Genomic DNA, 26,057 nt, shown 5'->3' on the forward strand with positions numbered 1-26,057 from the left:
GTCATTCTCCAATTTTCAGTTCTGCGACGAAGTCATAGGCATCGGCGCGATAATGCGAACGGGTATATTCGACGATCCGGTCGTCCTCGAGATGCGAGACACGCTCGATCAAAAGCGCGGGCGCACCCCTGTGCACGCCAAGCAGGCGTGCCGTACCGGGGTCGAGTGTAACTGCTGTCAGGCGCTGCAAGGCGCGCACCGGCTTGTGGCCACGCCGCGCCAATGCACCATAAAGCGAGGCTTCTTCGACACGATCCTTATCCAGATAATGGCGAGGAACCACAGCCCGCTCGAAGGCCATAGGAACGCCATCGGCAAGACGTAGACGATCCAGCCTCACCACCGTCGTATCGACACCGATCCCCAGCCGGAAAGCCTCGTCGGGCGACGGCCTGTCGACCTTGTTGGTGACAACGCGCGCGCCCGGCTCCTTGCCGCGTGACAGCATGTCCTCGGAAAACGAAGTCAGCCGCCAGAGATGCTGGCTGATACGGGCAGGCCGCTCGGCAACGAAAGTCCCGCTGCCGCGTCGCGCCTCCACTACGCCTTGCGTCAATAATTCCTTATACGCATTGCGAACGGTGATGCGACCGACGCCGAGCTGCTCGGCCAGATCTCGCTCCGGCGGCAATCCGACAGCGGGCGCCAGTTGCCCCTCCTCGATCAACTCACCGAGAATACGCGCAAGGTTCCGGTAAAGCGGCCCTGTAAGCTGCGGATCATGCAAACCGCGCTCTTCGATAGCCGTGATCAATGTGGTTCTATTCATGCTTTACATAATAGAACCTATATAGAACCAATAGCAAGTAACAATCTCATGAAAAAAGCCCGGTCGTGACCGGGCTTTCTGTTTAATGCAGTTGCTGCGCAGGATGTGCTTCGGCTGGCGGCTCATCCGGCTTATGCTCCGGCTCCTTGATCCGGAACCAGGCGACATAGAGCGCCGGCAGGAACAGGAGCGTGATCGCCGTGCCCGCTATGATACCGCCCATCATGGCGTAGGCCATCGGCCCCCAGAACACTTCACGCGCAATCGGAATCAGCGCCAGACTGGCCGCCGCGGCTGTCAGCGCGATGGGCCGCATACGGTGCTGGCTGGCTTGTGTCACCGCATCCCATGGATGCATGCCCTCGGTGATATGTTCCTCGACCTGCACGATCAGAATGACCGAGTTTCGGATGAGAATACCGACCAATGCCAGCACGCCGAGGATTGCCACGAAGCCGAGCGGCTTGCCGCTTGGTAGCAGGGCTGCCACCACACCGATCAGACCGAGCGGAGCCACAGCCACCACAAGGAACAGCCGCTGGAAGCTTTGAAGCTGGATCATCAGCACCGTCGCCATGACGAACAGCATCAGCGGAACGACAGCAGCAATAGGTCCCTGGCTCTTGCCGCTTTCCTCCACCGTGCCTGCCGTCTGGATATAGTATCCCGATGGCAGCTTGTCGGCGAAAGTCTTGATTGCTGGCGCCAGATCCTTGACGATCGTGTCCGGCATCGTCTTGTCGATGATGCCAGCAGCGACCGTAATCGTCGGAATGCGCGAACGACGATAGATAACCGGCTGCTCCAGTTCGTACCGGAAATTCGCAATCGCCGCCAAGGGCACCGACGTCCCGTTACCGGTCGCGATCTGAAGGCTTTGCAGCGTATCAATCGAGTCGCGTTCCTGCTTCTGCGCCCGAGCTATGACATCAATCAGATAGATCGAATCCCGCACCTGCGTGATTGTGATCCCGCCAACGATACCGTTGAGGGTGGTTGCAATATCCTTTGACGAAATGCCGAGCTTTCTTGCCTTGTCCTGCATAACGTCGACGCGAATGACGCGCCCCGGTTCGTTCCAATTATAGTTGACGACACCGAGCCGCTTATCCGCGCTCAGGATACCGGCAAAATCCTGCGCGATGCCACGCAGCTTCTGGATGTCCGGTCCCGAGATACGATACTGCACCGGACGACCAACCGGCGGTCCAAGCTCCAGATATTTTACATAGACGTCCGTACCGACGTAATCCTTGCGCAGAACCTCGTTGAACTTCTGCTTGAGCCGATCACGCGCTTCGATATCCTTGGCAACGACGACCATCTGCCCGAAATACGGATTTGCAGGCTGCACATCGAAAGAAAGAATGAAGCGGATGGCACCTTCCCCGATATAGGTACTCCAGTGATCTATATCGGGATTGTCTTTGAGCATCGTCGCTTCGAACTTTTCCATCTGTGCTCTGGTATCGGTGATGGAGCTGTTTTGCGGAAGCGTCCAGTCGAGCACCAGTTCCGGACGGTCCGATTCCGGGAAGAACTGTCGTTGGATGAAGCCCATGCCGAAAACCGACACAACAAAGAGCGCGATGGTAGTGGCGATGGTGATCCATTTATGCCGCATGGATGCCAGCAGGACCTGCGAGAAGATCATGAAGAAGCGGCTGTGCTTTTCTTCATGCGCCTTCATCTTCTTCGGCAGGAAAGTGACACCCAGCAGAGGCGCGAACAGAACCGCCACGATCCACGAGACAATCAGCGAAACTGCGATCACCACGAACAATGTAAACGTATACTCACCGGCCTGACTGTTGTTCAACCCGATCGGTATAAACCCTGCAATGGTGACGAGCGTGCCCGTCAGCATCGGGAACGCCGTATGCGAATAGACATAGGTTGCGGCCTTGTTGATGGGATCACCGTGCTCGAGCCGCGCCACCATCATTTCAACCGCAATCATCGCATCATCGACCAGCAGGCCCAACGCGATGATAAGCGCGCCAAGCGATACGCGTTGCAGGGAAATATCCATCAGCGACATTGCCAGGAAGGTTATTGCCAGCACCAGCGGGATCGACAGAGAAACAACAAAGCCCGCTCGGACGCCCAGACTGACGAAACTCACGGCCAAAACGATAACGACGGCCTCGAAGAGCGCCCTGGTAAAGCCCGAAACTGCATCCTTGACGACTTCGGGTTGGTCGGCGACCTTGAATACATTGACGCCAACCGGCAGTTCCGCCGTCACCTGGCTCATCATCTTGTCAAGGGCTGCCCCAAACTCAAGCAGATTGCCATTCGGCTTCATGCCGATGCCAAGACCGATCGCATCCTGCCCGTTGACCCGGAAAATGGATGCGGGCGGATCGACATAGCCACGTGTGATCGTCGCGACATCGGAAAGACGGAAGAAGCGATCATTGACACGCAAATTCACTGCACGCAGATCGGCTTCCGAATTGAATTGCCCGCTGACGCGCACGCTGATGCGCTCCGGCCCGGCTTCCACGACACCGGAAGGCGTAATGGCGTTCTGGTCCTGCAAGGCTTGCAGGATTGCCTGTTGGTCCAATCCCAGCGCCGCAATCTGGCGTGTCGAAAACTCCAGATAAATCGCCTCGTCCTGCGCGCCGATCAACTCGACCTTGCCTGCATTGGGCAGTGTCAGAATTTTGGTCCGCGTGCTCTCGGCATAATCGCGCAACTGCCGCATGGAAAGACCATCCGACGTGAAGGCATAGACGTTACCGTAAACGTCGCCGAACTGGTCGTTGAAATACGGTCCATAAACGCCCTGCGGCAGCGTATTCTGAATATCGTTCAAAAGGTGGCGCACTTCGGTCCAGGACTTTTTGACCTGTTCGGCGCGCGTTGTATCTTTCAGAAACACGAACACAACCGACTTGCCTGCTGTAGTTATGCTACGCGTATAGTCGGGCGTATCCAGCTCTTCGAGCTTCTTTTCCAGCCGGTCCGTAACTTGGTTGAGTGTTTCCTCAACGGAAGCACCCGGCCAGTTGGCCTGTACGACCATCGTCTTGACGGTGAATTCCGGATCTTCCTCGCGACCGAGATCGATGTAGGAAATCAGGCCTGCCACCAGAAAGACGAGCATGAAATACCAGACGAGGGACCGATGATTCAGAGCCCAGTCAGACAGATTGAAACCCTTCTTCACAGGCCCGTTCCTTTCGCGTCCAGGCGGACTTTCTGTCCTTCCTTCAACTCGTTCACACCGGCAATCGCAACGTAACTGCCGACATCGACACCCCCGGCGACAAAGCTGTCGCCGCGTCGTTCGATAACCTGCACATCATGAAGGGAAACCGTCTGCTTGTGCGGGTCGATGACCCAGATGCCTGTCTTGCCGTTTTCATCACGCAGGGCCCGAATTGGCATCGTCACAAGGTTCTGTTCGGGTGCAGCCATGGCTGCCCGGATCGTAGCGCCAAGGCGAAAGCCTTCCGGCGGATTATCGAGAGCAATTCTGACACGTCGCGTGCGCGTCTGTGCATCTGCCTGGGGCGCAACCTCACGCACTGTTCCCTGTCCCGTCACTTTCGGATCGGCCTGAAGCTGTACATTGAATGGCGTGCCCTGCTCAAAATATTGCGTCATGCTGTCAGGAATATCGAGCACTGCTTCGCGGATATCAGGACGCGCGACCGTCATTACGGTCTGCCCCGCCGCAACCACCTGACCAACTTCAGCATTCGTTGCCGAAATGACGCCGTCGTAATCCGGGCGTAACACGGCATAGCTGCGCTGGTCCTGCGCCTTTTTCAGCCCCGCCTGAGCCTTTTCCAGCCCCGCCTCGGCGCTGTCGCGCGCCTGTCTCGCCGCATCGTAATCGGCTTGCGAGACATTATTGCCCTTGAGCAGGATACGCTGGCGCTCCTCGCTTGCCGAGGCATTGGCAAATTGCGCTTCGGCGCTCGCCAGATCGGCCCGTGCCGACTGAACGGCAAGATCGAGATTGGATGGATCGACCATCGCAACCATCTCGTCCTTCTTCACGAGATCACCCACCTGAACGGGGCGATTGATAATCCGCCCGAGCACACGGAACGCAAGATCGGTGGAATAACGCGGCTCTATCGTACCTGCAAAACCCGTCTGCGTTACAGGCTTGGGTTCAACCACCATATACAGAACCGGGCGCGCAATGTCCGTATCCGCTTGTTTGTCTTCTTCCTTGCCACAGGCGCTGAGCAGAACCGCTGCGCCAAGCATGACGACATAGCCCATTGACCAGACCGCACGAAACTGGATTGCCGACTTCATTGTGCAACGAGCCCTTCCTGTTCCTGCACGACATCAGCCGGTTCGCCGGAACGCAACATCTGTGCGCCTTTGGTGACGATCAGCTCGCCCTCCTGCAGGCCACCCTCGACGAGCAGCCGCCCCTTTTCGTAGGCAAGCACTTTTATCGGAACCAGCGTTGCCACCTTGGAATCCTTCGAGAGCCTCCAGACAGCCGTGCGTCCTGCATCCGACGTCATCGCGCTCCACGGCAGCACAACGACTTTCACGCTGTCCATATGCACCGTCCCCGTCACCGTGGCTCCGAGCGCCATCTGCGGTGGCGTTTGCGCTATTCCCACCTTCACCCGCACAGTGCCCGTCTGCGCATCCACCACCGGCGAAATTTCGCGGATCTTGCCTTCGGCGCTGATCGAAGCATCGGACAGAAGCGCAATCGTTACGCCCATACCGATCTTGGCATGGTTGACCAGCGTTTCCTGCACATCGAAGATCGCGTCACGCGGACCATCCTCGGCAATAGAAAACGCCGTCTGCGCCGCCTGTACCACTTGCCCGGCCTCGACGTTGCGCGCGGTAATCACGCCTGAAACAGGCGCCTGCAATTCAGTGTAGGACAACTGGTCGCGCGCATCCTTGAGCTGGCTTTCGGCACTGGCAAGAGCGCTCTGGGTTGTCTGAAGATTCTGGTTTGCCTGGTCATAGGTGCTGCGCGTCGTGAAGCCTTGCGCCAGCAAAGCCTTCTGCCGCACAAAATTGGCCTGCGCCTGCACGAGTTGCGCCTGCGCGGCGTCACTGGTGGCCTGTGCAACGCGCAGATTGGCCTGCTGTTCGACATCGTCGATACTGGCGAGAGGCTGCCCTTTTTCCACATGTTGGCCGATCTCGACCAGCCGCCGCACCACCTGACCGTTCAAACGGAACGAAACATTGACCAGCGAACGCGCCGCTATCGCACCGGATAATGTCAGTTTCGGCTGATAATCGCTGGCGACTGCCTTGACCGCCGCCACCGGCACGACATTAAGCTGGTCCGCCCGCACCGGAGACATGGTGCCCGGCACAAGCAGCCCCAGACAGACAAGGAGCATACCGGGCTTTCCAAAACCGGAAGCGGCGGGCTGGATCGCAACACACCTCCATCCATTCTGGATACCGTAAATGAATGATTTTACTGTCATTTACACGATTCTCACTGGTTCGGTTCTGTTGAGAATGCAACTAAAGCCATGCAGAGAAAAGCGGCGTCGTAAAAGATGTTGAATCATAGTTATCGCTGTTAAAATCTTTTCGAAAATGTTCACACAAAACAATTGACAGGCTTTGCCCCTTACGGGAGCGTATATAAGTAGAAATATAGAGATTTATTGATATTCGATAGTATTGGCTGCTGCGAACGGCTTTCTAAAGCTTTGCCTCCTCGACAAGTCTCTGCCCAGCGGCATTCAATTCATAACGCGTGCGTTGCGTGCGCGGATCGCGCTGCCTGATTCGCACGTAACCATGTTCTTGCCCGAGCACTGAAATTTCCCGCAGCACCAGCGCGTGCGCAACACCCAATAACCGCGCAAAAGTTCGACTGTCTGACGCAATATCAAGCACCAGCGCGGCGATAATCCCGGCACCAAGCCCGGTAAGACTGCGGGACGCCGTCATGAGAGCATCAACGAACGCCATATATTCCGCCTCGCCCTCATCCATCATGCGGCAGCCGATTTAAGAGGGCGAAATGAAACAATCACCGATTTCGAGGTCGGCGTGTAGCTTTCATCACCCGAACTGGCGAGCGGCACCAGCACATTCATTTCCGGATAGTAGCCTGCGATACAGCCGCGCGGGATGTCGTAGGGCACAAAGCGGAAATCGCGGGCAATACGCTCCACGCCATCGTCGAATTCGCCGACGATATCAGCCCGGTCACCGGCCTCGACACCGATATCGGCCATATCGGCGGCATTCATGAAGACGACCTGCCGTTCTCCATAAACACCGCGATAGCGATCATCCATGCCATAGATGGTCGTATTATACTGGTCGTGGCTGCGGAATGTCTGCAGCACATAACGCCCCGGCATACCGCGTGCCTGCTGATGCTCAACGGCTTCCGGCAGGGTGCCAGTCCAGAATGTGGCCCTGCCCTTCGTCGTATTCCATTCCAGCTCGCGGGCGGAATTACGCAAATGGAAGCCGCGCGGCACCCGCACACGCTCATTGAAATCATAGAAGTCCGGCAGCACACGGGCGATATGGTTGCGGATGAGATCATAGTCGTCGGCAAGCTCCAGCCAGTCGACCGGATTTGCGCCCAGCGTCGCCTGCGCCATACCAGCAATGATGGCCACTTCCGAGCGCAGATGCGCAGACGCAGGCGCATTGATGCCGCCTGAACCGTGCACCATGCTCATGGAATCCTCAACCGTCACGATCTGCGCCACACCTCTGGAATTGAGGTCGATCTCCGTGCGGCCAAGACAAGGCAGAATGAAAGATTCCCGCCCCGGCACCAGATGCGAATGGTTGAGCTTGGTTGCGATATGGACCGTCAGCCGCTGGCCGGAAAGCGCTTTGGAAATAAGCGGGCTATCCGGCGTGGCCCGGGCAAAATTGCCGCCAAGGCCGATAAATGCCTGAGCAGACCCGTCGAGCATGGCACCAATGGCACCCAGAACATTGTGTCCCGGCTCACGCGGAACATCAAAGCCGAATTCCTTTTCCAGAGCATCGAGAAATGCGACCGGAGGCCGTTCATTAATGCCGACGGTACGATCCCCCTGCACGTTTGAATGGCCGCGCACCGGACACAGCCCGGCACCGGGCCTGCCAATATTGCCGCGCAGCAGCATGAAGTTGGTGATTTCGCGGATCGTGATGACGGAATGGCGGTGCTGGGTGATGCCCATCGCCCAGGTGCAGATGACCCGTTCCGATTCCATATAGATTTTTGCCGCGCGTTCCAGCGACGACCGGAGAAGTCCCGATTGGTCCTCGATCTCTTCCCACGATGTCGCGTCAACAGCGGCCCGATAGGCTTCCAGTTCCGCCGTATGCGTGCTGAGAAATTCCCGGTCGAGGATGGAAGGCTTGCCTGCGGCCAGCGCCGCATCGTCCGCCGCGAAAACCGCCTTGGCCATACCACGGAAAGCGGCAAGATCGCCGCCAAGGCGCGGCTGGAAATAATCGCTCGCTATGGCTTCGCTGCCGCCATGCAGCATTTCAAGCTTGTTCTGCGGATCGGCGAACCGCTCCAGCCCGCGTTCGCGGATCGGATTGAAAACGACAATGCGCGCGCCGCGCTCGGCGGCACGACGCAGATCGCCCAGCATGCGCGGATGGTTGGTGCCCGGATTCTGGCCGACGACAAAAATGGCATCGGCCATTTCGAAATCTTCCAGCAGGACCGTCCCCTTGCCGACGCCAACCGACTGCTTCAGCGCAACACCGCTAGCCTCGTGGCACATATTGGAGCAGTCGGGGAAATTGTTGGTCCCATAGGCGCGCACAAACAACTGATAGAGAAACGCTGCCTCATTGGAGGCGCGGCCTGACGTGTAGAACTCAACCCGGTTCGGACTGTCGAAACTCTTGAGAATATCGCCGATAGTCCTGAACGCCTCATCCCATTCGATGGCTTCATACTGATCGGTCGAGGCATTGTACCGCATCGGATGGGTCAGGCGACCGGTATTCTCCAGATCGTAATCCGTCCAGCTACGCAGCTGCGAAACCGTATGTTCGCGGAAGAAGGCAGGCGTCGTGCGCCGGTCGGTTGCCTCCCAGGCGACAGCCTTCACGCCGTTCTCGCAAAATTCGAAGGAAGAGCCATGTTCCGGATCACCCCAGGCGCAACCGGGGCAATCGAACCCGTCAGGCTGGTTTGCCTTGAGAAGCGTGCGCGCACCGGAGAGCGGAGCTCCGCTTGCAAGCAGTTGCTTGCCGCAGCTTTTCAATGCGCCCCATCCGCCTGCCGCAGCGGATCGTTTGCCAATGAAACCGGTTTTGGTGGCCTTGCTCATCCGTTACCCTCTAACCCAGTTGCGAGCCCGCCTTCTTCAGTTGGCATAAACTTGCCTTGGGCGGGTGCCAATATCATAAGTGGAATTGCCTGGTCCTTCAATTAACCGCGAGGCAATTGTTATTCGATACTTGTTCGCACTTGATTTCAGTCGCACGATCCGTCATGCGATTGGTCAAGAAAAATTACCACAAGGGGTGGGATAGATGCCCAACATCGTTGAAATCGCCGATCTGAAGCGGCTTGCCCAGCGCCGCGTCCCCAAGATGTTCTTTGATTACGCGGATTCTGGCGCCTGGACCGAGTCGACCTATCGCGCCAACGAAGACGACTTCAAGAAGATCAAATTACGCCAGCGCGTTCTCGTCGACATGACGAACCGTTCGCTCGAAACAACGATGATCGGTGAAAAAGTGTCGATGCCGGTGGCGCTCGCCCCGACTGGCCTGACAGGCATGCAGCATGCCGACGGCGAAATGCTCGCCGCGCAGGCCGCCGAAGCCTTTGGTGTTCCCTTCACCCTTTCGACCATGAGCATCTGTTCCATCGAAGATGTCGCTTCGGTCACCAAGAAGCCGTTCTGGTTCCAGCTCTACGTGATGAAGGACCGCGACTTCGTGAAGAATCTGATCGGTCGCGCCAAGGCCGCCGGTTGCTCGGCATTGGTACTGACACTCGACCTTCAGATTCTCGGCCAGCGCCACAAGGATATCCGCAACGGCCTTTCCGCCCCGCCGAAATTCACCCCGAAGCATATCTGGCAGATGGCAACCCGCCCCGGCTGGTGCCTTGGCATGATGGGCACGCAGCGCCGCACATTCCGCAACATCGCCGGTCACGCCAAGAACGTCACCGACCTTTCCTCGCTCTCCTCCTGGACGGCGGAACAGTTCGATCCGCAGCTCAACTGGAACGACGTGGCCTGGATCAAGGAACAATGGGGTGGCAAGCTCATCCTCAAGGGCATTCTCGATGCCGAAGACGCCAGGATGGCGGCAAAGTCAGGTGCAGACGCAATCATCGTGTCAAACCACGGTGGACGTCAGCTCGACGGCGCACCGTCTTCAATCTCCATGCTGCAGCCGATCGTTGACGCTGTCGGGGACAAGATCGAAGTGCATGTCGATGGCGGTATCCGTTCCGGTCAGGATGTACTCAAGGCCCGCGCGCTCGGTGCGCAGGGTGTGTATATCGGTCGCCCGTTCCTCTATGGCCTCGGTGCGATGGGCAAGGATGGCGTAACGCTGGCTCTCGACATCATCCGCAAGGAACTGGATGTCACGATGGCGCTCTGCGGCAAACGCGATATCAACGATATCGACAAGTCGATCATCCATTCCATAAATTTTTGAGCCATAAACTTTTGACAATGTTCGGAGCCGGCCCCGTGTCGGCTCCGATACTTTAGCAATTACTTGAATAATATCGCGCCACACGCGAGTACCGGTGAATGATGCACCGCAAGGTTACTTAAAAATAACCAAGTGTTAAACATATCTCTTTACCATATTCGGCAGTACGGCTCGTGGCCGTTTTTCTGTTCGGATTTGGAGTGGGAACCGATGAAGTGCACTTCCGCCATTGCCATCGTGGCTATCAGTCTGATGGCGGGATCAGGAGCGGCATTTGCCGCCGATATAATTGCAGACCCTGTCATTGAGCCCATGCCGGAACCGGTTAATTCCTCCGGCTGGTATATTCGTGGCGACCTCGGTTACAATTTCAAATCGAGTACGGATGGCGACTGGAGCTTCTGGAACCAGTACGATCCGCCCTATCGCGGCATTGACGATACGCTGCGCTACGACGATTTCAGCCTCAAGGCAGGCGCGACTTACGGCGTGGGTGTCGGTTACCGCTTTACCGACATGTTCCGCGCCGATGCCACGCTCGACTTCTTCCGCGCGGGCATCAACGGGCGCACCGCCTGCCCAAGCTATGTGAAATCCAGCAAGGGCTTCAACCCGGTTGAGGATAATTGCAACTACGAGGATTCGTCCACGGCCAATATCTGGACGGCCATGGCCAACGCCTATGTTGACCTGCCGCGCGTTGGACCAGTCACGCCTTATCTCGGTGCCGGTCTGGGCGCTGCCTATGTCAAATATGATAACTGGAAATCCCATGAAGTCTGCGCTGGCTGCACCTATTCCAGCGAAAAGGACGGGCTGGACAGTTGGCGCTTTGCAATGGCTCTCATGGCCGGTGTCAGCTACGATCTGACCGAGCAACTCAAGCTTGATGTCGGTTATCGTTATATGCGTATCAATGGCGGCAAAGCCTATGGTTTCGACGCAGCAGATCGCAGCACCAACCCTTACGGCAATGCTGAAGGACCGGGCGCAACCGGAACGCAGGCCAAGGACAACGGCTTCAACATGCACACGATCCGTGCCGGTCTTCGTTACGAATTCCGTTAAACACAGTGATCTTTCGAATAGAAAGCCCGGTCAGTACCGGGCTTTTTTCATTTCAGTTGCGTGAAGTCGGCGCTTTTGACAGAAGCACTGTGCGGATGGCAAAACTGGAATGGATGCGCGCAACACCGGGCAATCGCGACAGGATTTCCTTGTGAATGATCTCATAGGCTGCGGCATTTTCCGCTTCGACGCGCAGAATATAATCCGCGTCGCCTGTCATGAGATAGCATTCCTGTACTTCCGGGTGCCGCCGCACGGCCTCCTCAAAACGGTTCAGGAATTCCTCCGTCTGCCGGTCGAGCGTAATACGCACGATGGCGACCAGCCGCTCATCACCATCGGATGAGCCGACGATGGCCGTGTAGCCACGAATGACCCCGCTTTCCTCCAATATCTGCACCCTCCGCAGACAGGCGGACTGCGAAAGCCCCACTTCGCTGGCAAGATGACTGTTGGTCATACGCCCGTCCCGACGCAGGCAGCGGATGATATTGCGGTCGATACTGTCGAGTGTTGGCATGAATAATCTTCAATCTGAAAGCTAAAATATGCGCAAGATGTGCGAAAATTCGCATAATATGCGACAAATAGCAAAAACATTCGAATAGTCTTCGACTAATATGCGGGCAAGCTTTGGGAGTGAGGAGTCACAAGGTTTCTCAACCAAGGCTTTATGCTTTGGGCGGCAGGCGATCCATATCGACAATGACGTTCCAAGCGTTCTCGTAGCGTAGTGAGCAGTTTGGAAAGAACCGTGTAAATGGTTGATATGTCGATGCAATTTTCACAGGATGAGCGCGATCTTGCTGCCGGTGGCGTATTGACCATCGACCTGTCGGCGCTGCGCCACAATTATTCGGCCATTGCCCGTCATATCGCGCCCACCCGCGCTGCTGCCGTCGTCAAGGCAGACGCCTATGGGCTTGGCGCCAGCCGTGTCGCGCCTGCCTTTTACGATGCCGGTTGCCGTGATTTCTTCGTCGCCCATCTCGGCGAAGCCATTGCGCTGAAGCCGTTTCTCAAACCCGATGCGACCCTTTACGTCCTGAATGGTCTTCAGCCGGGAACAGAAGAAGCCTGCGCCCGCGAAGGCATTGTGCCAGTACTGAACTCGCTGGAACAGATTGAAAACTGGGCGACGCTCGCCGCCAGACAGGGCAAGAAGCTGCCTGCCCTGCTCCAGCTCGATACCGGCATGTCGCGTCTCGGCCTGTCGCCGAAGGAATTTGAACGCCTTCTGGAAAGTTCAGCTCTTCTGGACAACATCGACATCAAATTTGTCATCAGCCATCTGGCAAGCGGTGACGAGCCGGAAAATGCGGCAAATGCCCGTCAGCTTGCCAATATGACCGCCCTGCTTGCGCGTCTGCCAAAACTGCCGGTTGCCTTTGCCAATTCCGGCGGCAGCTTCCTCGACAAGACCTATCATTTCGACCTCGCCCGCCCCGGTGTCGCGCTTTATGGCGTTGGACCTAAAAGCGAGATCGTTCCTGTCCTCACCCTTTCGGCGCGCGTCATTCAGGTGCGTGACATCGACGTGGGCGCGGCGGTTGGCTATGGCGGCACCTATATCGCCGAAGGTCCAATGCGGGTGGCCACAATTGCCGTCGGCTATGCCGATGGCTGGTTCCGTTCTCTCAGCAACAAGGGCGCGGCCTTCTTTGGTGATACGCGCCTGCCAATCATCGGGCGTGTATCGATGGACTCGATCACGCTCGACGTCAGCGCATTGCCGGAAGGCACGCTGAAACTCGGCAGCCTTGTAGAGCTGATCGGTCCGCACCAGCGTCTCGAAGACGTGGCGCGCGACTGCGACACCATTCCCTATGAAATTCTGACTGCGCTCGGCAACCGTTATGCACGTGTCTACGTGGAGAGCGGCGCAAGCGGCATAAAAGCATAAGACAAGAGGCGAACATGCAGATCACCATCCTCGGCAGCGGCGTTATCGGCGTTACGACCGCTTATTACCTCGCCAAGCTCGGCCATGAGGTAACCGTTGTCGACCGCGAAGAAGGCCCGGCACTGGAAACAAGCTTTGCCAACGCAGGTCAGGTTTCGCCAGGCTATGCCTCGCCATGGGCCGCACCCGGCATTCCGTTCAAGGCTGCGAAATGGCTGTTCCAGAAGCACGCGCCGCTCATCCTGCGCCCAACCTGCGACCCGGCTCAATATAGCTGGCTCATGCAGATGCTCGCGAATTGCACCGACAGCCGCTACAAGGTCAACAAGACCCGCATGGTACGCGTTGCCGAATATGCGCGCGATTGCCTTGTCGACCTGCGCAAGGAAACCGGCATCGAATACGACCAGCGCATGCAGGGCACGCTCCAGCTTTTCCGCGAGCAGTACCAGCTTGACGGCATCGGCAAGGATATTGAAGTGCTGCGTCAGGACGGCGTGCCATTTGAAGTCCTCGACCGTGAGGGCTGCGCCAAGGTGGAACCGGCACTTGCCCGCGTAAAGGACAAATTCGTCGGCGGCTTGCGTCTGCCGCATGATGAAACCGGCGACTGCTTCAAGTTCACCAACGCTCTGGCAAAGATCGCCGAAGGGCTCGGTGTCAAATTCCGCTTCGGCGTCAACATCAAGTCGTTGCTGATGTCCGGCGGCAAGGTTTCCGGTGTCGAGACCTCCGAGGGCGTTCTGACCGCCGACCGTTATGTCGTTGCGCTTGGCAGCTATACGCCAGCGCTCGTTAAATCGCTTGGCCTCAACGCCCCGATCTATCCGGTAAAAGGCTATTCCATCACCGCGCCGATCATCGATGAGGATCGCGCTCCGGTTTCAACAGTTCTCGATGAAAGCTACAAGATCGCCATCACCCGACTTGGCGACCGCATCCGCGTCGGCGGCATGGCGGAAGTCTCGGGCTTCACGAAGGACCTGCCCGCCGCGCGGCGGGCGACGCTTGATCTGTCGGTGACAGACCTGTTCCCCGGCGGCGACCTGAAAGCAGCAACCTTCTGGTCCGGCCTGCGCCCGATGACGCCTGATTCCACGCCGATCATCGGTGCAACGCGCTACGACAACGTGTTCATCAATGCCGGTCATGGAACGCTCGGCTGGACCATGTCCTGCGGTTCCGGCAAATTGCTCGCCGACCTTATTTCCGGCAACAAGCCGGATATCCGGGCCGACGATCTCGGCATCTCCCGCTACGAATAAGAATACGCGTACGAAATTGAATCGCCTTTCCGAGGCGATTCAAAAGCTCGGTGGCGTGCAGGCGCTGACGATTTCGCATGGCACCGGCCCGACACAACGGAACCGGTGCGGCAGCTTGCTGGAAAAATAATAGGCGTCGCCCGGTCCCAGAATGCGGCGCTCACTGCCGACAGTCACTTCGATGCGACCCGAAATGACGATGCCGCCTTCCTCCCCCTCGTGCATCAAAAGCACTTTTCCCGTGTCGGAACCCGGCTCATAACGCTCCTTCAGTATCTGTAAAGAGCGCGAAAACAGATGGTCGCCCACCTGACGATAGGAAATCGGACCCTTGCCGATTTCCACCAGCTCCTCAGCCTGATAGAATACCTTATGCGGCGCATCCGGTTCGAGCGCGAAAAACTCGGCCATGCCGATGGGAATACCGTCGAGAATGCGCTTCAATGCGCCAACGGACGGATTGGACTGATTGGCCTCGATCAGCGATACGGTGGAGTTGGTCACGCCTGCCCTTTTGGCAAGCTCGCGCTGCGACAGATTCTGCCGCATGCGCACATAACGAAGCCTCCCGCCAATATCGATGCTCATCGAACCTTCCCCTTATGTTTATGATGTTCGATATAGCACAAATTTGATAATTACCCCACATAAAAACAATAGCTTAATGTTTTGAAGAAAAGGACTTGTTGCCTTTCGCAAAGCGTGGCCTGCTGCTTACAAATAGGAGGTAACTATGCTCACCAAAACCAACACGCCTAGCCTTGAGAACTTCTGGATGCCGTTCACCGCGAACCGGCAGTTCAAGGCCGCGCCGCGCATGCTCGCAAGTGCCTCGGGCATGTATTACACCGACACTGACGGCAATCAGGTTCTGGATGGCACGGCAGGTCTTTGGTGCTGCAATGCCGGTCACGGCCGCAAGCGCATTACCGAGGCTGTCGAGCGCCAGATCTCGACGATGGATTTCGCACCCACCTTCCAGATGGGCCATAATGTGGCTTTCGACTTTGCAGAAAAGCTCGCAGCCATTGCGCCGGGCGGACCGGATGCAAAACTCGACCGCGTATTCTTCACCAATTCCGGTTCGGAATCGGTCGATACAGCACTGAAGATCGCCATCGCGTATCAGCGCGCCATCGGTCAGGGCACCCGCACCATGATTCTGGGCCGCGAAAAGGGTTATCATGGCGTCGGTTTCGGCGGCATTTCCGTCGGTGGCCTCGTCAACAACCGTCGCGTCTTCCCGCAGATTCCTGCTGACCACCTTCGCCACACGCTCGACATCGAAAAGAACGCCTTCTCCAAGGGCCTGCCAGCAAACGGCATCGAGCTTGCCGATGATCTGGAACGTCTCGTCCAGCTACATGGCGCTGAAAAGATCGCTGCCGTCATCGTTGAACCGATGTCCGGTTCGGCTGGCGTCATCCTCCCGCCGAAGGGCTATCTGGAACGCCTCCGCGCCACAGCAGACAAGCATGGCATCCTCCTGATCTTCGACGAAGTCATCACCGGTTTTGGCCGCCTCGGCACGCCGTTTGCCGTTGATTACTTCGGCGTCGTGCCTGACCTCGTGACAACCGCCAAGGGCCTGACCAACGGTGCCATCCCGATGGGCGCAGTCTTCGCCGCCCGCAAGGTCTATGATGGCCTGATGACCGGCCCGGAAAACGCTATCGAGCTGTTCCACGGCTACACCTATTCCGGCCATCCGGTTGCTGCCGCTGCCGGTCTTGCAACGCTGGAAGTCTACGCCGAAGAAGGCCTGCTGACACGCGGTGCAGAGCTTGCCAATCACTGGCAGGAAGCGCTCCATTCGCTCAAGGGCGTTTCGAACGTCATCGACATTCGTAACCTCGGCCTGGTTGGTGCTATCGAACTCTCGTCGCGCAAGGATGCACCGGGTGCCCGCGCCTACGATGTTTTCGTGGATTGCTTCAAGAAGGGCCTGCTCATTCGCGTAACTGGCGATGTGATCGCGCTTTCGCCGCCGTTGATCGTGGAAAAGGAACAGATCGACACGATCGTGTCCGTCCTCGGCGACGCCATCAAACGCGCAGCCTGACCTGCACCCCGGTCACGCTGCCTTTTAGCCGCCGCTGTTCCCCTGCGGCGGCTTTTTTCTTTCTGACATGCTTATACCAGGGCGCTGAGATGCTAGCGCATCACGCCCTGAAAATACTCAATCGCCGCACAGGCTTACCCCTGCGATGGCGTGAAATTCGCCACCAGCGCATGGCTATCGCCCGGATAGGTAAAACGCACATGCGTCACCGGCTGGTCGGAATTCCAGGTCTGGCGCTCGATCACCAGACAGGGCGAGCCCAGCGGAATGCCAAGCATCCCCGCATTCTCCTGCGTGGCGGCAATCGCACGTATCGAGTGTTTTGCGCTGCTCCACGGCACACACGAAACCAGCCATGGCCCCGGAGAGTTTTCGGCAAAATTGGTCTGCGCCGCTGTCGGAACAGCATGCAGACTGATAATGCGCTCTTCCAGCGCAAAGACGCGCTTGCCCGCATAGTGACGGCAGACAAGCTCAACCAGCGGCGTGTGGCGCGGCATATCGATATGCCGTGCATCGGCAGGCCCGCTCAGTCGCTCGCGCCTGCTTGTCAGCTCGAACCGATAGGCGGCACCAAGCGCTGCCACCTCATCGCGGATATCGTGGATTTCCAGGATCGCCGCCTGCGATTGCGGAAAGGAAACGAAGCTGCCGGATCGCCGCTTGCGCTCAATCAGGCCTGCTTTGGCAAGCTGGGTCAGCGCCTTGTTCACCGTCATGCGCGAACAGCCATACTGCTCCGTCAGCTCGTGCTCGAAAGGGATGCGATGGCCGGGCAGCCATTCTCCCGTCAGGATGCGCGATTCTATATCGTCCAGAATACGCTGATGCAGCGAAAGCACCGGTACATTCTTTGCGATCAAATCTTCGCCAGCCATGCCGTCTCCTGTCAGGCGAGCAATTCGCCAAGGGTTTTCTGGAAAGCACGCTCCGCCTGATCACGCAAGCGGTGACGCCCGCCTTCCACCTGTTTAACGCCGCGCACCCACACGTCGGACGGTCGTGCGCGACCGCCGAACAACCATCCATCCAGCACGGCATCGCCTTTCGCATGAGGCAGGCGCGCCATATCAAGTGCGACGAAATCGGCCGAAGCGCCCTCTCTCAAACCATCGCCTGCACGGCCCATGGCAATGTTACCGCCCATCACTGCGCCATCGAAAAGGGCACGCCCCGTCGAGCCTTCATTTTCAGCCAGCACATTGCGGGCGCGATGGAGCAAACGCTGCGAATATTCGAGCTGTCGCAATTCATCGCCAATGCCGATCAGCACATTGGAATCCGAGCCGACGCCGAACTTGCCGCCGGCAGCAGTAAACACCGTCGCGTTGAACGTTCCGTCACCGAGATTGGCTTCGGTCACGGGGCAGAGACCGGCAATCGCCCCGGCCTTGGCCATGCGCTGCGTTTCGTCATCGGTCATATGGGTCGCATGAATGAGGCACCAGCGCGAAGACAAATCCTGATTATCGAGAAGCCATTCGACCGGGCGTTTGCCCGACCAGACGACACAGTCCTCAACTTCCTTCACCTGTTCTGCCACATGGATATGCACCGGCGTCTCGGGAAGAAGCTTCGTCACAAGGCTGAGTTCATCCGGCGTCACGGCGCGCAGGCTGTGGGGTGCAACACCTAAAACCGCACCGTCGAAACCCGCAAGCGCTTGTTTGCAGCCTTCGATCAGCCGCGCGAAACGTTCAGGATTGTTGATGAACCGCCGCTGTCCTTCATTCGGAACAGCACCGCCAAAACCCGAATGCGCATAAAAGACTGGCAGAAGCGTCAGACCGATGCCCGCCGCCTTTGCGGCTGCGACAATGCGGTCAGCCATTTCGGAGAGATTGGCATAGGGTGTGCCGTCGCGATCATGATGCAGATAATGAAACTCGCCCACGCGGGTGAACCCGGCCTCCAGCATGTCGACATAAAGCCGCAATGCCACAACTTCCGCCTGTTCGGGCGACATGGTGAGCGCGAATTTGTACATGATCTCGCGCCAGCTCCAGAACGAATCGGCAGACGGTCCGCGCTTTTCAGCAAGCCCCGCCATCCCATACTGGAACGCATGGCTGTGCAGGTTTGGCATGCCGGAAATGATTACTGCATGACGTTCATCACCCGACTGCGCGCTGACGCCAGCTTCCACAGATGCGATTTTTCCATCCGCCATGCCAAGCCGCACATCATTCGCCCAACCGGTTTGCAGAAGCGCCTGTCCGGCATGAATAAATTGCATTTTGGTGGCTGCGGCAGACATTCGAACAAGCTCCTCATTTCGCCAAATTTTCACGCCGATCTTTCAACAGATCGCAAATGGATGCATTTTTTCTCTTGGCGGTTCCGTTAATATGTATATACATTATTGAAAAACAGGGGAAGCGAGAAAACGCTCATGTCAGATAAAACAGGCTACATTTTCAGCAACGCCCGTATCGCCACACTGGGTGAAAACTCCGAAGGCCTGGGCCTCATCGACAATGCAGCGCTTGCCGTTAAAAACGGCAAGATCGCTTATGTCGGTCCGGAGAATACCCTGCCCGCTGAATATGCATCCTTCGAGAAGATAGATTGCGGCAACCGGCTCATCACGCCGGGATTGATCGATTGCCACACCCATCTCGTTCATGCCGGAAATCGCGCGCATGAATTCGAGCTGCGCTTGCAGGGCGCTTCCTATGAAGAAGTTGCACGGGCCGGTGGCGGCATTGTTTCATCGGTCAAAAACCTGCGCGCGGCCAGTGAAGACGATCTGGTGCGCGAAACCCTGCCCCGTCTCGATGCTCTAATTGCCGAAGGTGTCACCACTGTCGAAGTCAAATCCGGTTACGGTCTCGACCGCGACAGCGAAATCAAGTCGCTGAAAGCCGCCCGTCGTTTGGGTGAAGAGCGCGACGTTGCGATCCGAACCACCTTCCTCGGCGCGCATGCCCTGCCGCCGGAAATGAATGGCGACAAAGCCGCCTATATCGACCGCGTCATCAACGACATGCTTCCGGCTATTGCCGATCAAGGATTGGCTGATGCGGTTGATGGTTTTTGCGAAGGGATAGCCTTCCTGCCCGACGAAATCGCCCGCGTCTTCGATGCCGCCAAGGCGCATAGCATCGCGGTCAAGCTTCACGCCGACCAGCTTTCCAATCTGCATGGCGCAGCCCTTGCCGCGTCCTATGGCGCATTGTCCGCCGATCACCTTGAATATACCGATGCCGATGGTGCTGCCGCCATGGCCAAGGCCGGAACAGTGGCCGTGCTGCTTCCCGGCGCTTATTACTTCATCCGCGAAACCCAGAAGCCGCCGGTTGAAGCCTTCCGCGCTGCGGGCACAAAGATGGCGCTTGCCACCGACAACAATCCGGGCACATCGCCGCTGACCTCGCTTCTGCTCACCATGAATATGGGCGCAACGCTCTTCCGCATGACGGTTGATGAATGCATCGCAGGCGTCACCCGTGAGGCCGCACGCGCTCTTGGCATTCTCGATCAGACCGGCACGCTGGAAGTTGGCAAGGATGCAGATCTCGCCATCTGGAACGTCGAGCGCCCCGCCGAACTCGTCTACCGCATCGGCTTCAACCCGCTGTGGAAGCGGGTTTTCAAGGGCCGAATTTAATATTGTCCGTATGGGCCTGGCCCATACGGGAACCCAACGGAGCCTTTCATGACCATTATCCTCAAGCCCGGTTCTGTTCCGCTTGAAACGCTGGAAACAATCTATCGCGATGCGGTTCCCGTCCGCATCGACCCCGCATTTCATGCCGGTGTCGAAAAGGCCGCCGCGCGCATTGCGGAAATCGCAGCGGGCGACGAGCCGGTTTACGGCATCAATACCGGCTTTGGTAAACTCGCCTCAATCCGCATCGCGGCAGGCGATGTCGCCACCCTCCAGCGCAATTTGATCCTGTCGCATTGCTGCGGCGTCGGCGATGCACTGCCGGAAAATATCGTGCGCCTCATCATGGCGCTGAAGCTGATTTCGCTCGGTCGCGGTGCGTCCGGCGTGCGGCTTGAAGTCATCACGCTTCTCGAAGACATGCTGGCAAAAGGCGTGATCCCGATGATCCCGGAAAAGGGTTCTGTCGGCGCGTCCGGCGACCTTGCGCCGCTGGCCCACATGACTGCCGCCATGATCGGCGAAGGCGAAGCCTTCTATCAGGGCGAACGCCTTTCCGGCGCAAAGGCGCTGGAAAAGGCTGGCCTGAAGCCGGTCGTACTTGCCGCCAAGGAAGGGCTGGCGCTGATCAACGGCACGCAGACATCGACGGCCCTCGCACTGGCGGGTCTGTTCCGCGCTCATCGCGCAGCGCAGACGGCTCTGATCACCGGCGCATTGTCCACCGATGCCGCGATGGGATCGGATGCGCCGTTCCACGAGGAAATCCATACGCTGCGCGGTCATAAGGGCCAGATTGATGCTGGTCGTGCATTGCGCGTCCTGCTCGACGGTTCGGTCATTCGCCAGAGCCATCTTGAAGGCGACCAGCGCGTGCAGGACCCCTATTGCATCCGTTGCCAGCCGCAGGTCGATGGCGCTTGCCTCGACATTCTGCGACAGGCCGCCCGCACGCTGGAAATCGAAGCCAACGCGGTTACCGACAATCCGTTGGTTCTCTCGGATGGACGCGCCGTATCGGGCGGCAATTTCCACGCCGAACCTGTCGCCTTCGCCGCCGACCAGATTGCGCTTGCCGTCTGCGAGATCGGCGCAATCGCCCAGCGCCGTATCGCGCTGCTGGTCGATCCAGCGCTGTCCTTCGGCCTGCCGGCCTTCCTTGCCCGCAAGCCGGGGCTCAATTCCGGCCTGATGATCGCGGAAGTCACCTCTGCCGCGCTGATGAGCGAAAACAAGCAGATGGCGCATCCGGCGTCCGTCGATTCCACGCCAACCTCCGCCAATCAGGAAGACCATGTGTCCATGGCCTGCCATGGCGCGCGCCGCCTGTTGCTGATGACCGCCAATCTCAATGCCATTATCGGCATCGAGGCTTTGACCGGCGGACTGGGCGTCGAGCTGCGCGAGCCGCTGAGCACCAGCCCGGAACTGGCCAAGGTCATTGCCGTGTTGCGCGGCAAGGTGCCGACGCTGGAAGACGACCGCTATATGGCCGACGACCTCAAGAATGCCGCCGATCTGGTGGCTGACGGTGCGCTTGCCGGTGCGGTTTCGAGCGGCATCCTGCCCGCACTGGAGGCGTGATCATGAGCCCGTTTGAAGTTCGTCAGGGAACATCGCCGGTCATTATCGGCCTGCCGCACACCGGAACCGATGTGCCGCAGGATATCTGGGCGCGTCTCAACGACACTGGCAAAATTCTTGCCGATACCGACTGGCATATTCACAAGCTCTATGACGATCTCATCGACGACGCGACCATGGTGCGTGCAACCTTCCATCGCTATTGCATCGATGCCAATCGCGATCCGGCGGGCGCAAGCCTCTATCCGGGACAGAACACCACGACGCTGATCCCAGAAACCGACTTCGACGGGGTTTCGATCTGGAAGGATGGAGAAGCGCCGACTGAAGCCGATATCGCCGACCGCACAGCGCGTTTTCACAAGCCCTATCACGAGGCGCTGGCCGCCGAGATCAGCCGTGTGAAGGCGATCCACGGCGTTGCCATCCTCTATGACTGCCATTCGATCCGCTCGCATATTCCGTTCCTGTTTGAAGGCAAATTGCCCGATTTCAACATCGGCACGGATATGGGCAAGACCTGCGATCCGAGGATCGAGGCGGCAGCTGTCGAAGTAACCGCCAAGGCAGATGGTTACACGTCGATCCTCAATGGCCGTTTCAAAGGCGGCTGGACGACGCGCCATTACGGCAAGCCGGAAACCGGCGTCCATGCCATCCAGATGGAGCTTGCCCAATCGACCCATCTTGCAACCGAAGCCGTTCCCTTTGCCTATGATCAGGCCAAGGCGGACAGGCTGCGCGTCCATCTCAAAACCCTTTTGCAGCGGCTGGAAAAGCTTGCGCACGACCTGAAAGCCTGAGGAGAACACCATGTCGAACCCACGCCATAACGAGCGCGAAGTCCGAGCGCCGCGCGGAGACGAACTCAACGCCAAGAGCTGGCTGACTGAAGCCCCCCTGCGCATGCTGATGAACAATCTCGACCCCGATGTGGCCGAGCGCCCGCATGAGCTGGTGGTTTATGGCGGCATTGGCCGCGCTGCCCGCACCTGGGACGATTTCGACCGCATCGTTGCAACCCTCAAGACGCTCAATGAAGACGAAACCCTGCTCGTGCAGTCGGGCAAGCCGGTCGGCGTTTTCCGCACCCACAAGGATGCGCCGCGTGTTCTGATCGCCAATTCCAACCTCGTGCCGCATTGGGCGACCTGGGATCATTTCAACGAACTGGATAAGAAGGGTCTTGCCATGTATGGCCAGATGACCGCCGGTTCTTGGATTTATATCGGCGCGCAGGGCATCGTTCAGGGCACTTACGAAACCTTTGTCGAAGCCGGTCGCCAGCATTTTGACGGCAACCTCACCGGCAAGTGGATTCTGACCGGGGGCCTCGGCGGCATGGGCGGTGCACAGCCTCTGGCGGCGGTGATGGCTGGCGCCTGCTGCCTCGCCGTTGAATGCGACGAGACCCGCGCCGATTTCCGTCTGCGCACCCGTTATGTTGATGAAAAGACCCACAGCCTCGACGAAGCGCTGGCCAGGATCGATGCCTGGACCAAGGCAGGCGAGGCAAAGTCCATCGCGCTGATCGGCAATGCGGCTGAAATCTTCCCGGAACTCGTCAAGCGCGGCGTGAAGCCGGACATCGTCACCGACCAGACCTCCGCGCATGATCCGGTGCATGGCTATCTGCCGCTCGGCTGGACCGTGGCCGAATGGCGCGCCAAGCAGGAGAGCGATCCGAAAGCCGTCGAAAAAGCCGCGCGCGCTTCGATGAAACTGCATGTGCAGGCGATGGTCGATTTCTGGAATATGGGCATCCCGACCCTCGACTATGGCAATAATATTCGCCAGATGGCACTGGAAGAAGGCCTTGAAGACGCCTTTGCCTTCCCCGGCTTCGTGCCGGCCTATATCCGCCCGCTGTTCTGCCGCGGCATCGGTCCGTTCCGTTGGGCGGCCCTTTCCGGCGACCCGGAAGATATTGCGAAGACCGACGCCAAGGTGAAGGAACTGCTGCCGGACAACAAGCATCTGCACAACTGGCTCGACATGGCGAAAGAACGCATCGCGTTTCAGGGCCTGCCAGCGCGCATTTGCTGGGTTGGCCTCGGCGACCGCCATCGCCTCGGCCTCGCCTTCAACGAAATGGTCCGCAATGGCGAGCTGAAAGCGCCTATCGTCATCGGTCGCGACCATCTCGACAGCGGCTCGGTCGCCTCGCCGAACCGCGAAACGGAAGCCATGAAGGACGGTTCGGATGCCGTGTCCGATTGGCCGCTTCTGAACGCCCTCCTCAACACCGCTTCAGGTGCAACCTGGGTGTCACTGCATCATGGCGGCGGCGTCGGCATGGGCTTCAGCCAGCATTCGGGCATGGTCATCTGCTGCGACGGCACAGAAGATGCGGACCGCCGTCTGGAGCGCGTTCTGTGGAACGATCCGGCCACCGGCGTCATGCGCCATGCCGATGCGGGCTATGAAGAAGCGCTCGACTGGGCCAAGCAGCAGGGTCTGCGCCTGCCCGGCATTCTTGGGAACTGAGGTCGAATGGCCGTCACTCTTCTCAAGGCCGAAAATCATCGCCGCATGCCGTGGAAAAACGGCGGCGGCGTGACGGTTGAGATCGCCGTCCACCCGCAAGGCGCGTCAGTCGATGATTTCGACTGGCGCGTTTCCATGGCAACGGTCGCCAGCCACGGTCCGTTCTCCATCTTCCCCGGCATCGATCGCACCTTGTCGGTGCTGGAGGGCGACGGCATCCTGCTCGATGTCGACGGACAGGTGAGCACCCTCACCCGCGAAAGCACCCCCTTGGCTTTTGCGGCTGACAGCCGTTCGGCAGCGCGCCTGATCGGCTCCGCCATCACCGATCTCAACGTCATGACCCGACGCGGGCATTTTATCCATATGGTCCGGCGCCTGCCTGTCGGGGGCACCACACTCACCCAGGCCGACGGGAATCCGGTGCTTATCTTCTGCGCCGAAGGTCAGGTCGACCTGACATTTGTAGGTAAAACCGCAAAACTTGAGCAGCATGATTGCGCAGTCTTCACGAACTGCGACGCCTTGCCTCTTGAACTAAAGGGGAAGGGAACTGCTTACCTGATCGCAATTAATCCAGCCTGACCAGTAGCTTATGACTGTTCGCAGGGGATGGGAGGGCTCAAATATCCGCGACGAACTCTCTGGACAGACGACACGGTCCTGTTAATTTGACAGGAATGAAGGGACAAAAAAGTCTCACTATAAAAGGGGTACTACACATGAAGAAATCATTGCTCGCCGGAGCAGCACTAGCAGCATTCACGATCACATCGGCTGCGCACGCGGAAACTGCCGTTTCCATCGGCCTGTCCGGCTGGACCGGTTTTGCTCCGCTGACACTTGCGAAAGAAGCCGGTATTTTCAAGAAAAACGGCCTCGATGTGACGCTAACCAAAATCCCGCAGGCAAGCCGCCATCTGGCGCTCGCTTCCGGCGATATCCAGTGCGCGGCCACCACCGTCGAAACATGGATCGTCTGGAACGCGGCTGGCGTGAAAACCAAGCAGATATTCCAGATGGACAAGTCCTATGGTGCTGATGGTATCGCGGTACGCGCCGATGTGAACTCCTTCGCCGACCTGAAGGGCAAGACGGTTGCCGCTTCTGCACCGGGCACATCGCCTTACTTCCTTCTCGCCTTCATGCTTGCCAAGAACGGCATGACCACGAAGGACGTCAAGGTCGTCAATATGGAGCCGGGACCGGCTGCGCAGGCTTTCGTGGCAGGCCAGAACGACGCCGCCATGACCTACGAGCCTTATCTTTCCACCGTGCGCGCGGCACCCGACAAGGGCAAGATTCTGGCCACCACGCTCGATTATCCGGCAGTCATGGATACGGTCGGCTGCACGCCCGATTTCCTTGAAAAGAACCCCCAAGCTGCCAAAGCACTCGCCGACAGTTATTTTGAAGCGCTGCAATTGATCGCTTCCGACAAGGCCAAATCCTATGAAATCATGGGCAAGGACGTGAAGCAGTCGGGCGAGGATTTCGGCAAATCGGCCGATTATCTCCGCTGGCAGGACAAGGCGGCAAACCAGAAGTTCTTCGAGAAGGAATTCAAGGAATTCTCGACCGAAGCCGCCGACCTCCTGCTGCAGGCAGGCGTTAACAAGTCGAAGCCCAATCTCGATGATATCGTGGACACAAGCTTCATCAAGTAACATCGTTTCATGCGC

21 protein-coding genes are annotated in these 26,057 nt (G+C 58.2%); 11 read left to right on the plus strand and 10 right to left on the minus strand.

Translation table 11 applies throughout. The annotated features are described in order from the left end of the window. Position 1 precedes the first annotated feature (1 nt). From F9K91_RS02600 to F9K91_RS02625, 6 genes are all read right to left on the minus strand, one after another. Complete coding sequence (locus F9K91_RS02600; protein WP_151555964.1) at positions 2–769, minus strand: GntR family transcriptional regulator; 768 nt, start codon at positions 767–769, stop codon at positions 2–4. A gap of 82 nt (positions 770–851) precedes the next feature. Then, a complete protein-coding gene (locus tag F9K91_RS02605; RefSeq protein WP_151677127.1) occupies positions 852–3,947 on the minus strand; it encodes an efflux RND transporter permease subunit in 3,096 nt (1,031 codons plus the stop codon). After that, positions 3,944–5,053, minus strand: a complete 1,110-nt coding sequence (locus F9K91_RS02610; RefSeq protein WP_151677128.1) for an efflux RND transporter periplasmic adaptor subunit — start codon at positions 5,051–5,053, stop codon at positions 3,944–3,946. Before F9K91_RS02610 ends, F9K91_RS02605 begins: the two co-directional genes overlap by 4 nt. Next, positions 5,050–6,123 (minus strand): efflux RND transporter periplasmic adaptor subunit, encoded by a 1,074-nt coding sequence (locus F9K91_RS02615; protein ID WP_412842139.1) that lies wholly within the window; start codon positions 6,121–6,123, stop codon positions 5,050–5,052. Before F9K91_RS02615 ends, F9K91_RS02610 begins: the two co-directional genes overlap by 4 nt. 313 nt (positions 6,124–6,436) lie before the next feature. Continuing rightward, the gene (locus F9K91_RS02620) at positions 6,437–6,736 is read right to left on the minus strand and encodes a hypothetical protein (RefSeq protein ID WP_151677130.1); all 300 of its coding nucleotides are present in this window, start codon (positions 6,734–6,736) and stop codon (positions 6,437–6,439) included. Next, on the minus strand, positions 6,733–9,045 hold the full coding sequence (locus tag F9K91_RS02625) for an FdhF/YdeP family oxidoreductase (protein WP_151677131.1): 2,313 nt from the start codon (positions 9,043–9,045) through the stop codon (positions 6,733–6,735). Before F9K91_RS02625 ends, F9K91_RS02620 begins: the two co-directional genes overlap by 4 nt. 205 nt (positions 9,046–9,250) lie before the next feature. Here F9K91_RS02625 and F9K91_RS02630 point away from each other — a divergent pair, with 205 nt between their 5' ends. Both F9K91_RS02630 and F9K91_RS02635 read left to right on the plus strand, forming a co-directional pair. Then, positions 9,251–10,396: an alpha-hydroxy acid oxidase gene (locus F9K91_RS02630; RefSeq protein WP_151555970.1), complete on the plus strand. Its 1,146-nt coding sequence runs from the start codon at positions 9,251–9,253 to the stop codon at positions 10,394–10,396. A gap of 210 nt (positions 10,397–10,606) precedes the next feature. Continuing rightward, a complete protein-coding gene (locus tag F9K91_RS02635) occupies positions 10,607–11,464 on the plus strand; it encodes an outer membrane protein (RefSeq protein WP_151555971.1) in 858 nt (285 codons plus the stop codon). 52 nt (positions 11,465–11,516) lie between these two features. Here F9K91_RS02635 and F9K91_RS02640 read toward each other — a convergent pair whose 3' ends face one another. After that, positions 11,517–11,984, minus strand: coding sequence for an Lrp/AsnC family transcriptional regulator (locus F9K91_RS02640; RefSeq protein ID WP_151555972.1), 468 nt, complete (start codon positions 11,982–11,984; stop codon positions 11,517–11,519). 240 nt (positions 11,985–12,224) lie between these two features. Between F9K91_RS02640 and alr the strand changes: the two genes are divergently transcribed. Then, a complete protein-coding gene (gene alr / locus F9K91_RS02645) occupies positions 12,225–13,367 on the plus strand; it encodes an alanine racemase (RefSeq protein WP_151677132.1) in 1,143 nt (380 codons plus the stop codon). A 14-nt stretch (positions 13,368–13,381) separates the two neighbouring features. After that, positions 13,382–14,632 carry a D-amino acid dehydrogenase gene (locus F9K91_RS02650; protein WP_061345826.1) on the plus strand — a complete coding sequence of 417 codons (1,251 nt, stop codon included), beginning with the start codon at positions 13,382–13,384 and terminating at the stop codon, positions 14,630–14,632. Between the two features lie 39 nt (positions 14,633–14,671). On the opposite strand, the gene F9K91_RS02655 is transcribed toward F9K91_RS02650, so the two are convergent. Continuing rightward, the gene (locus F9K91_RS02655; RefSeq protein WP_109987312.1) at positions 14,672–15,220 is read right to left on the minus strand and encodes a cupin domain-containing protein; all 549 of its coding nucleotides are present in this window, start codon (positions 15,218–15,220) and stop codon (positions 14,672–14,674) included. A gap of 145 nt (positions 15,221–15,365) precedes the next feature. Here F9K91_RS02655 and aptA point away from each other — a divergent pair, with 145 nt between their 5' ends. Beyond that, positions 15,366–16,694 carry an omega-aminotransferase AptA gene (gene aptA, locus F9K91_RS02660; protein ID WP_061345824.1) on the plus strand — a complete coding sequence of 443 codons (1,329 nt, stop codon included), beginning with the start codon at positions 15,366–15,368 and terminating at the stop codon, positions 16,692–16,694. A gap of 134 nt (positions 16,695–16,828) precedes the next feature. Here aptA and hutC read toward each other — a convergent pair whose 3' ends face one another. After that, a complete protein-coding gene (gene hutC / locus F9K91_RS02665) occupies positions 16,829–17,572 on the minus strand; it encodes a histidine utilization repressor (RefSeq protein ID WP_151555975.1) in 744 nt (247 codons plus the stop codon). 11 nt (positions 17,573–17,583) lie between these two features. Continuing rightward, complete coding sequence (locus F9K91_RS02670; RefSeq protein WP_151677133.1) at positions 17,584–18,951, minus strand: formimidoylglutamate deiminase; 1,368 nt, start codon at positions 18,949–18,951, stop codon at positions 17,584–17,586. 135 nt (positions 18,952–19,086) lie between these two features. On the opposite strand from F9K91_RS02670, the gene hutI reads away from it, so the two are divergent. From hutI to F9K91_RS02700, 6 genes are all read left to right on the plus strand, one after another. Continuing rightward, positions 19,087–20,304, plus strand: coding sequence for an imidazolonepropionase (gene hutI, locus F9K91_RS02675; protein WP_151677134.1), 1,218 nt, complete (start codon positions 19,087–19,089; stop codon positions 20,302–20,304). 48 nt (positions 20,305–20,352) lie between these two features. Next, complete coding sequence (hutH, locus tag F9K91_RS02680; protein ID WP_151677135.1) at positions 20,353–21,888, plus strand: histidine ammonia-lyase; 1,536 nt, start codon at positions 20,353–20,355, stop codon at positions 21,886–21,888. A 2-nt stretch (positions 21,889–21,890) separates the two neighbouring features. Then, complete coding sequence (gene hutG, locus F9K91_RS02685) at positions 21,891–22,691, plus strand: N-formylglutamate deformylase (RefSeq protein WP_151677136.1); 801 nt, start codon at positions 21,891–21,893, stop codon at positions 22,689–22,691. Positions 22,692–22,701: 10 nt separating this feature from the next. Beyond that, positions 22,702–24,375, plus strand: coding sequence for a urocanate hydratase (gene hutU, locus F9K91_RS02690; RefSeq protein ID WP_151677137.1), 1,674 nt, complete (start codon positions 22,702–22,704; stop codon positions 24,373–24,375). 6 nt (positions 24,376–24,381) lie between these two features. Beyond that, positions 24,382–24,960, plus strand: coding sequence for a HutD/Ves family protein (locus tag F9K91_RS02695; RefSeq protein WP_151677138.1), 579 nt, complete (start codon positions 24,382–24,384; stop codon positions 24,958–24,960). A 137-nt stretch (positions 24,961–25,097) separates the two neighbouring features. Next, a complete protein-coding gene (locus F9K91_RS02700) occupies positions 25,098–26,042 on the plus strand; it encodes an ABC transporter substrate-binding protein (protein ID WP_151677139.1) in 945 nt (314 codons plus the stop codon). Positions 26,043–26,057 lie beyond the last annotated feature (15 nt).

This window comes from Brucella tritici, from assembly GCF_008932295.1.
GTDB classification, from domain to species: Bacteria; Pseudomonadota; Alphaproteobacteria; order Rhizobiales; family Rhizobiaceae; genus Brucella; species Brucella tritici.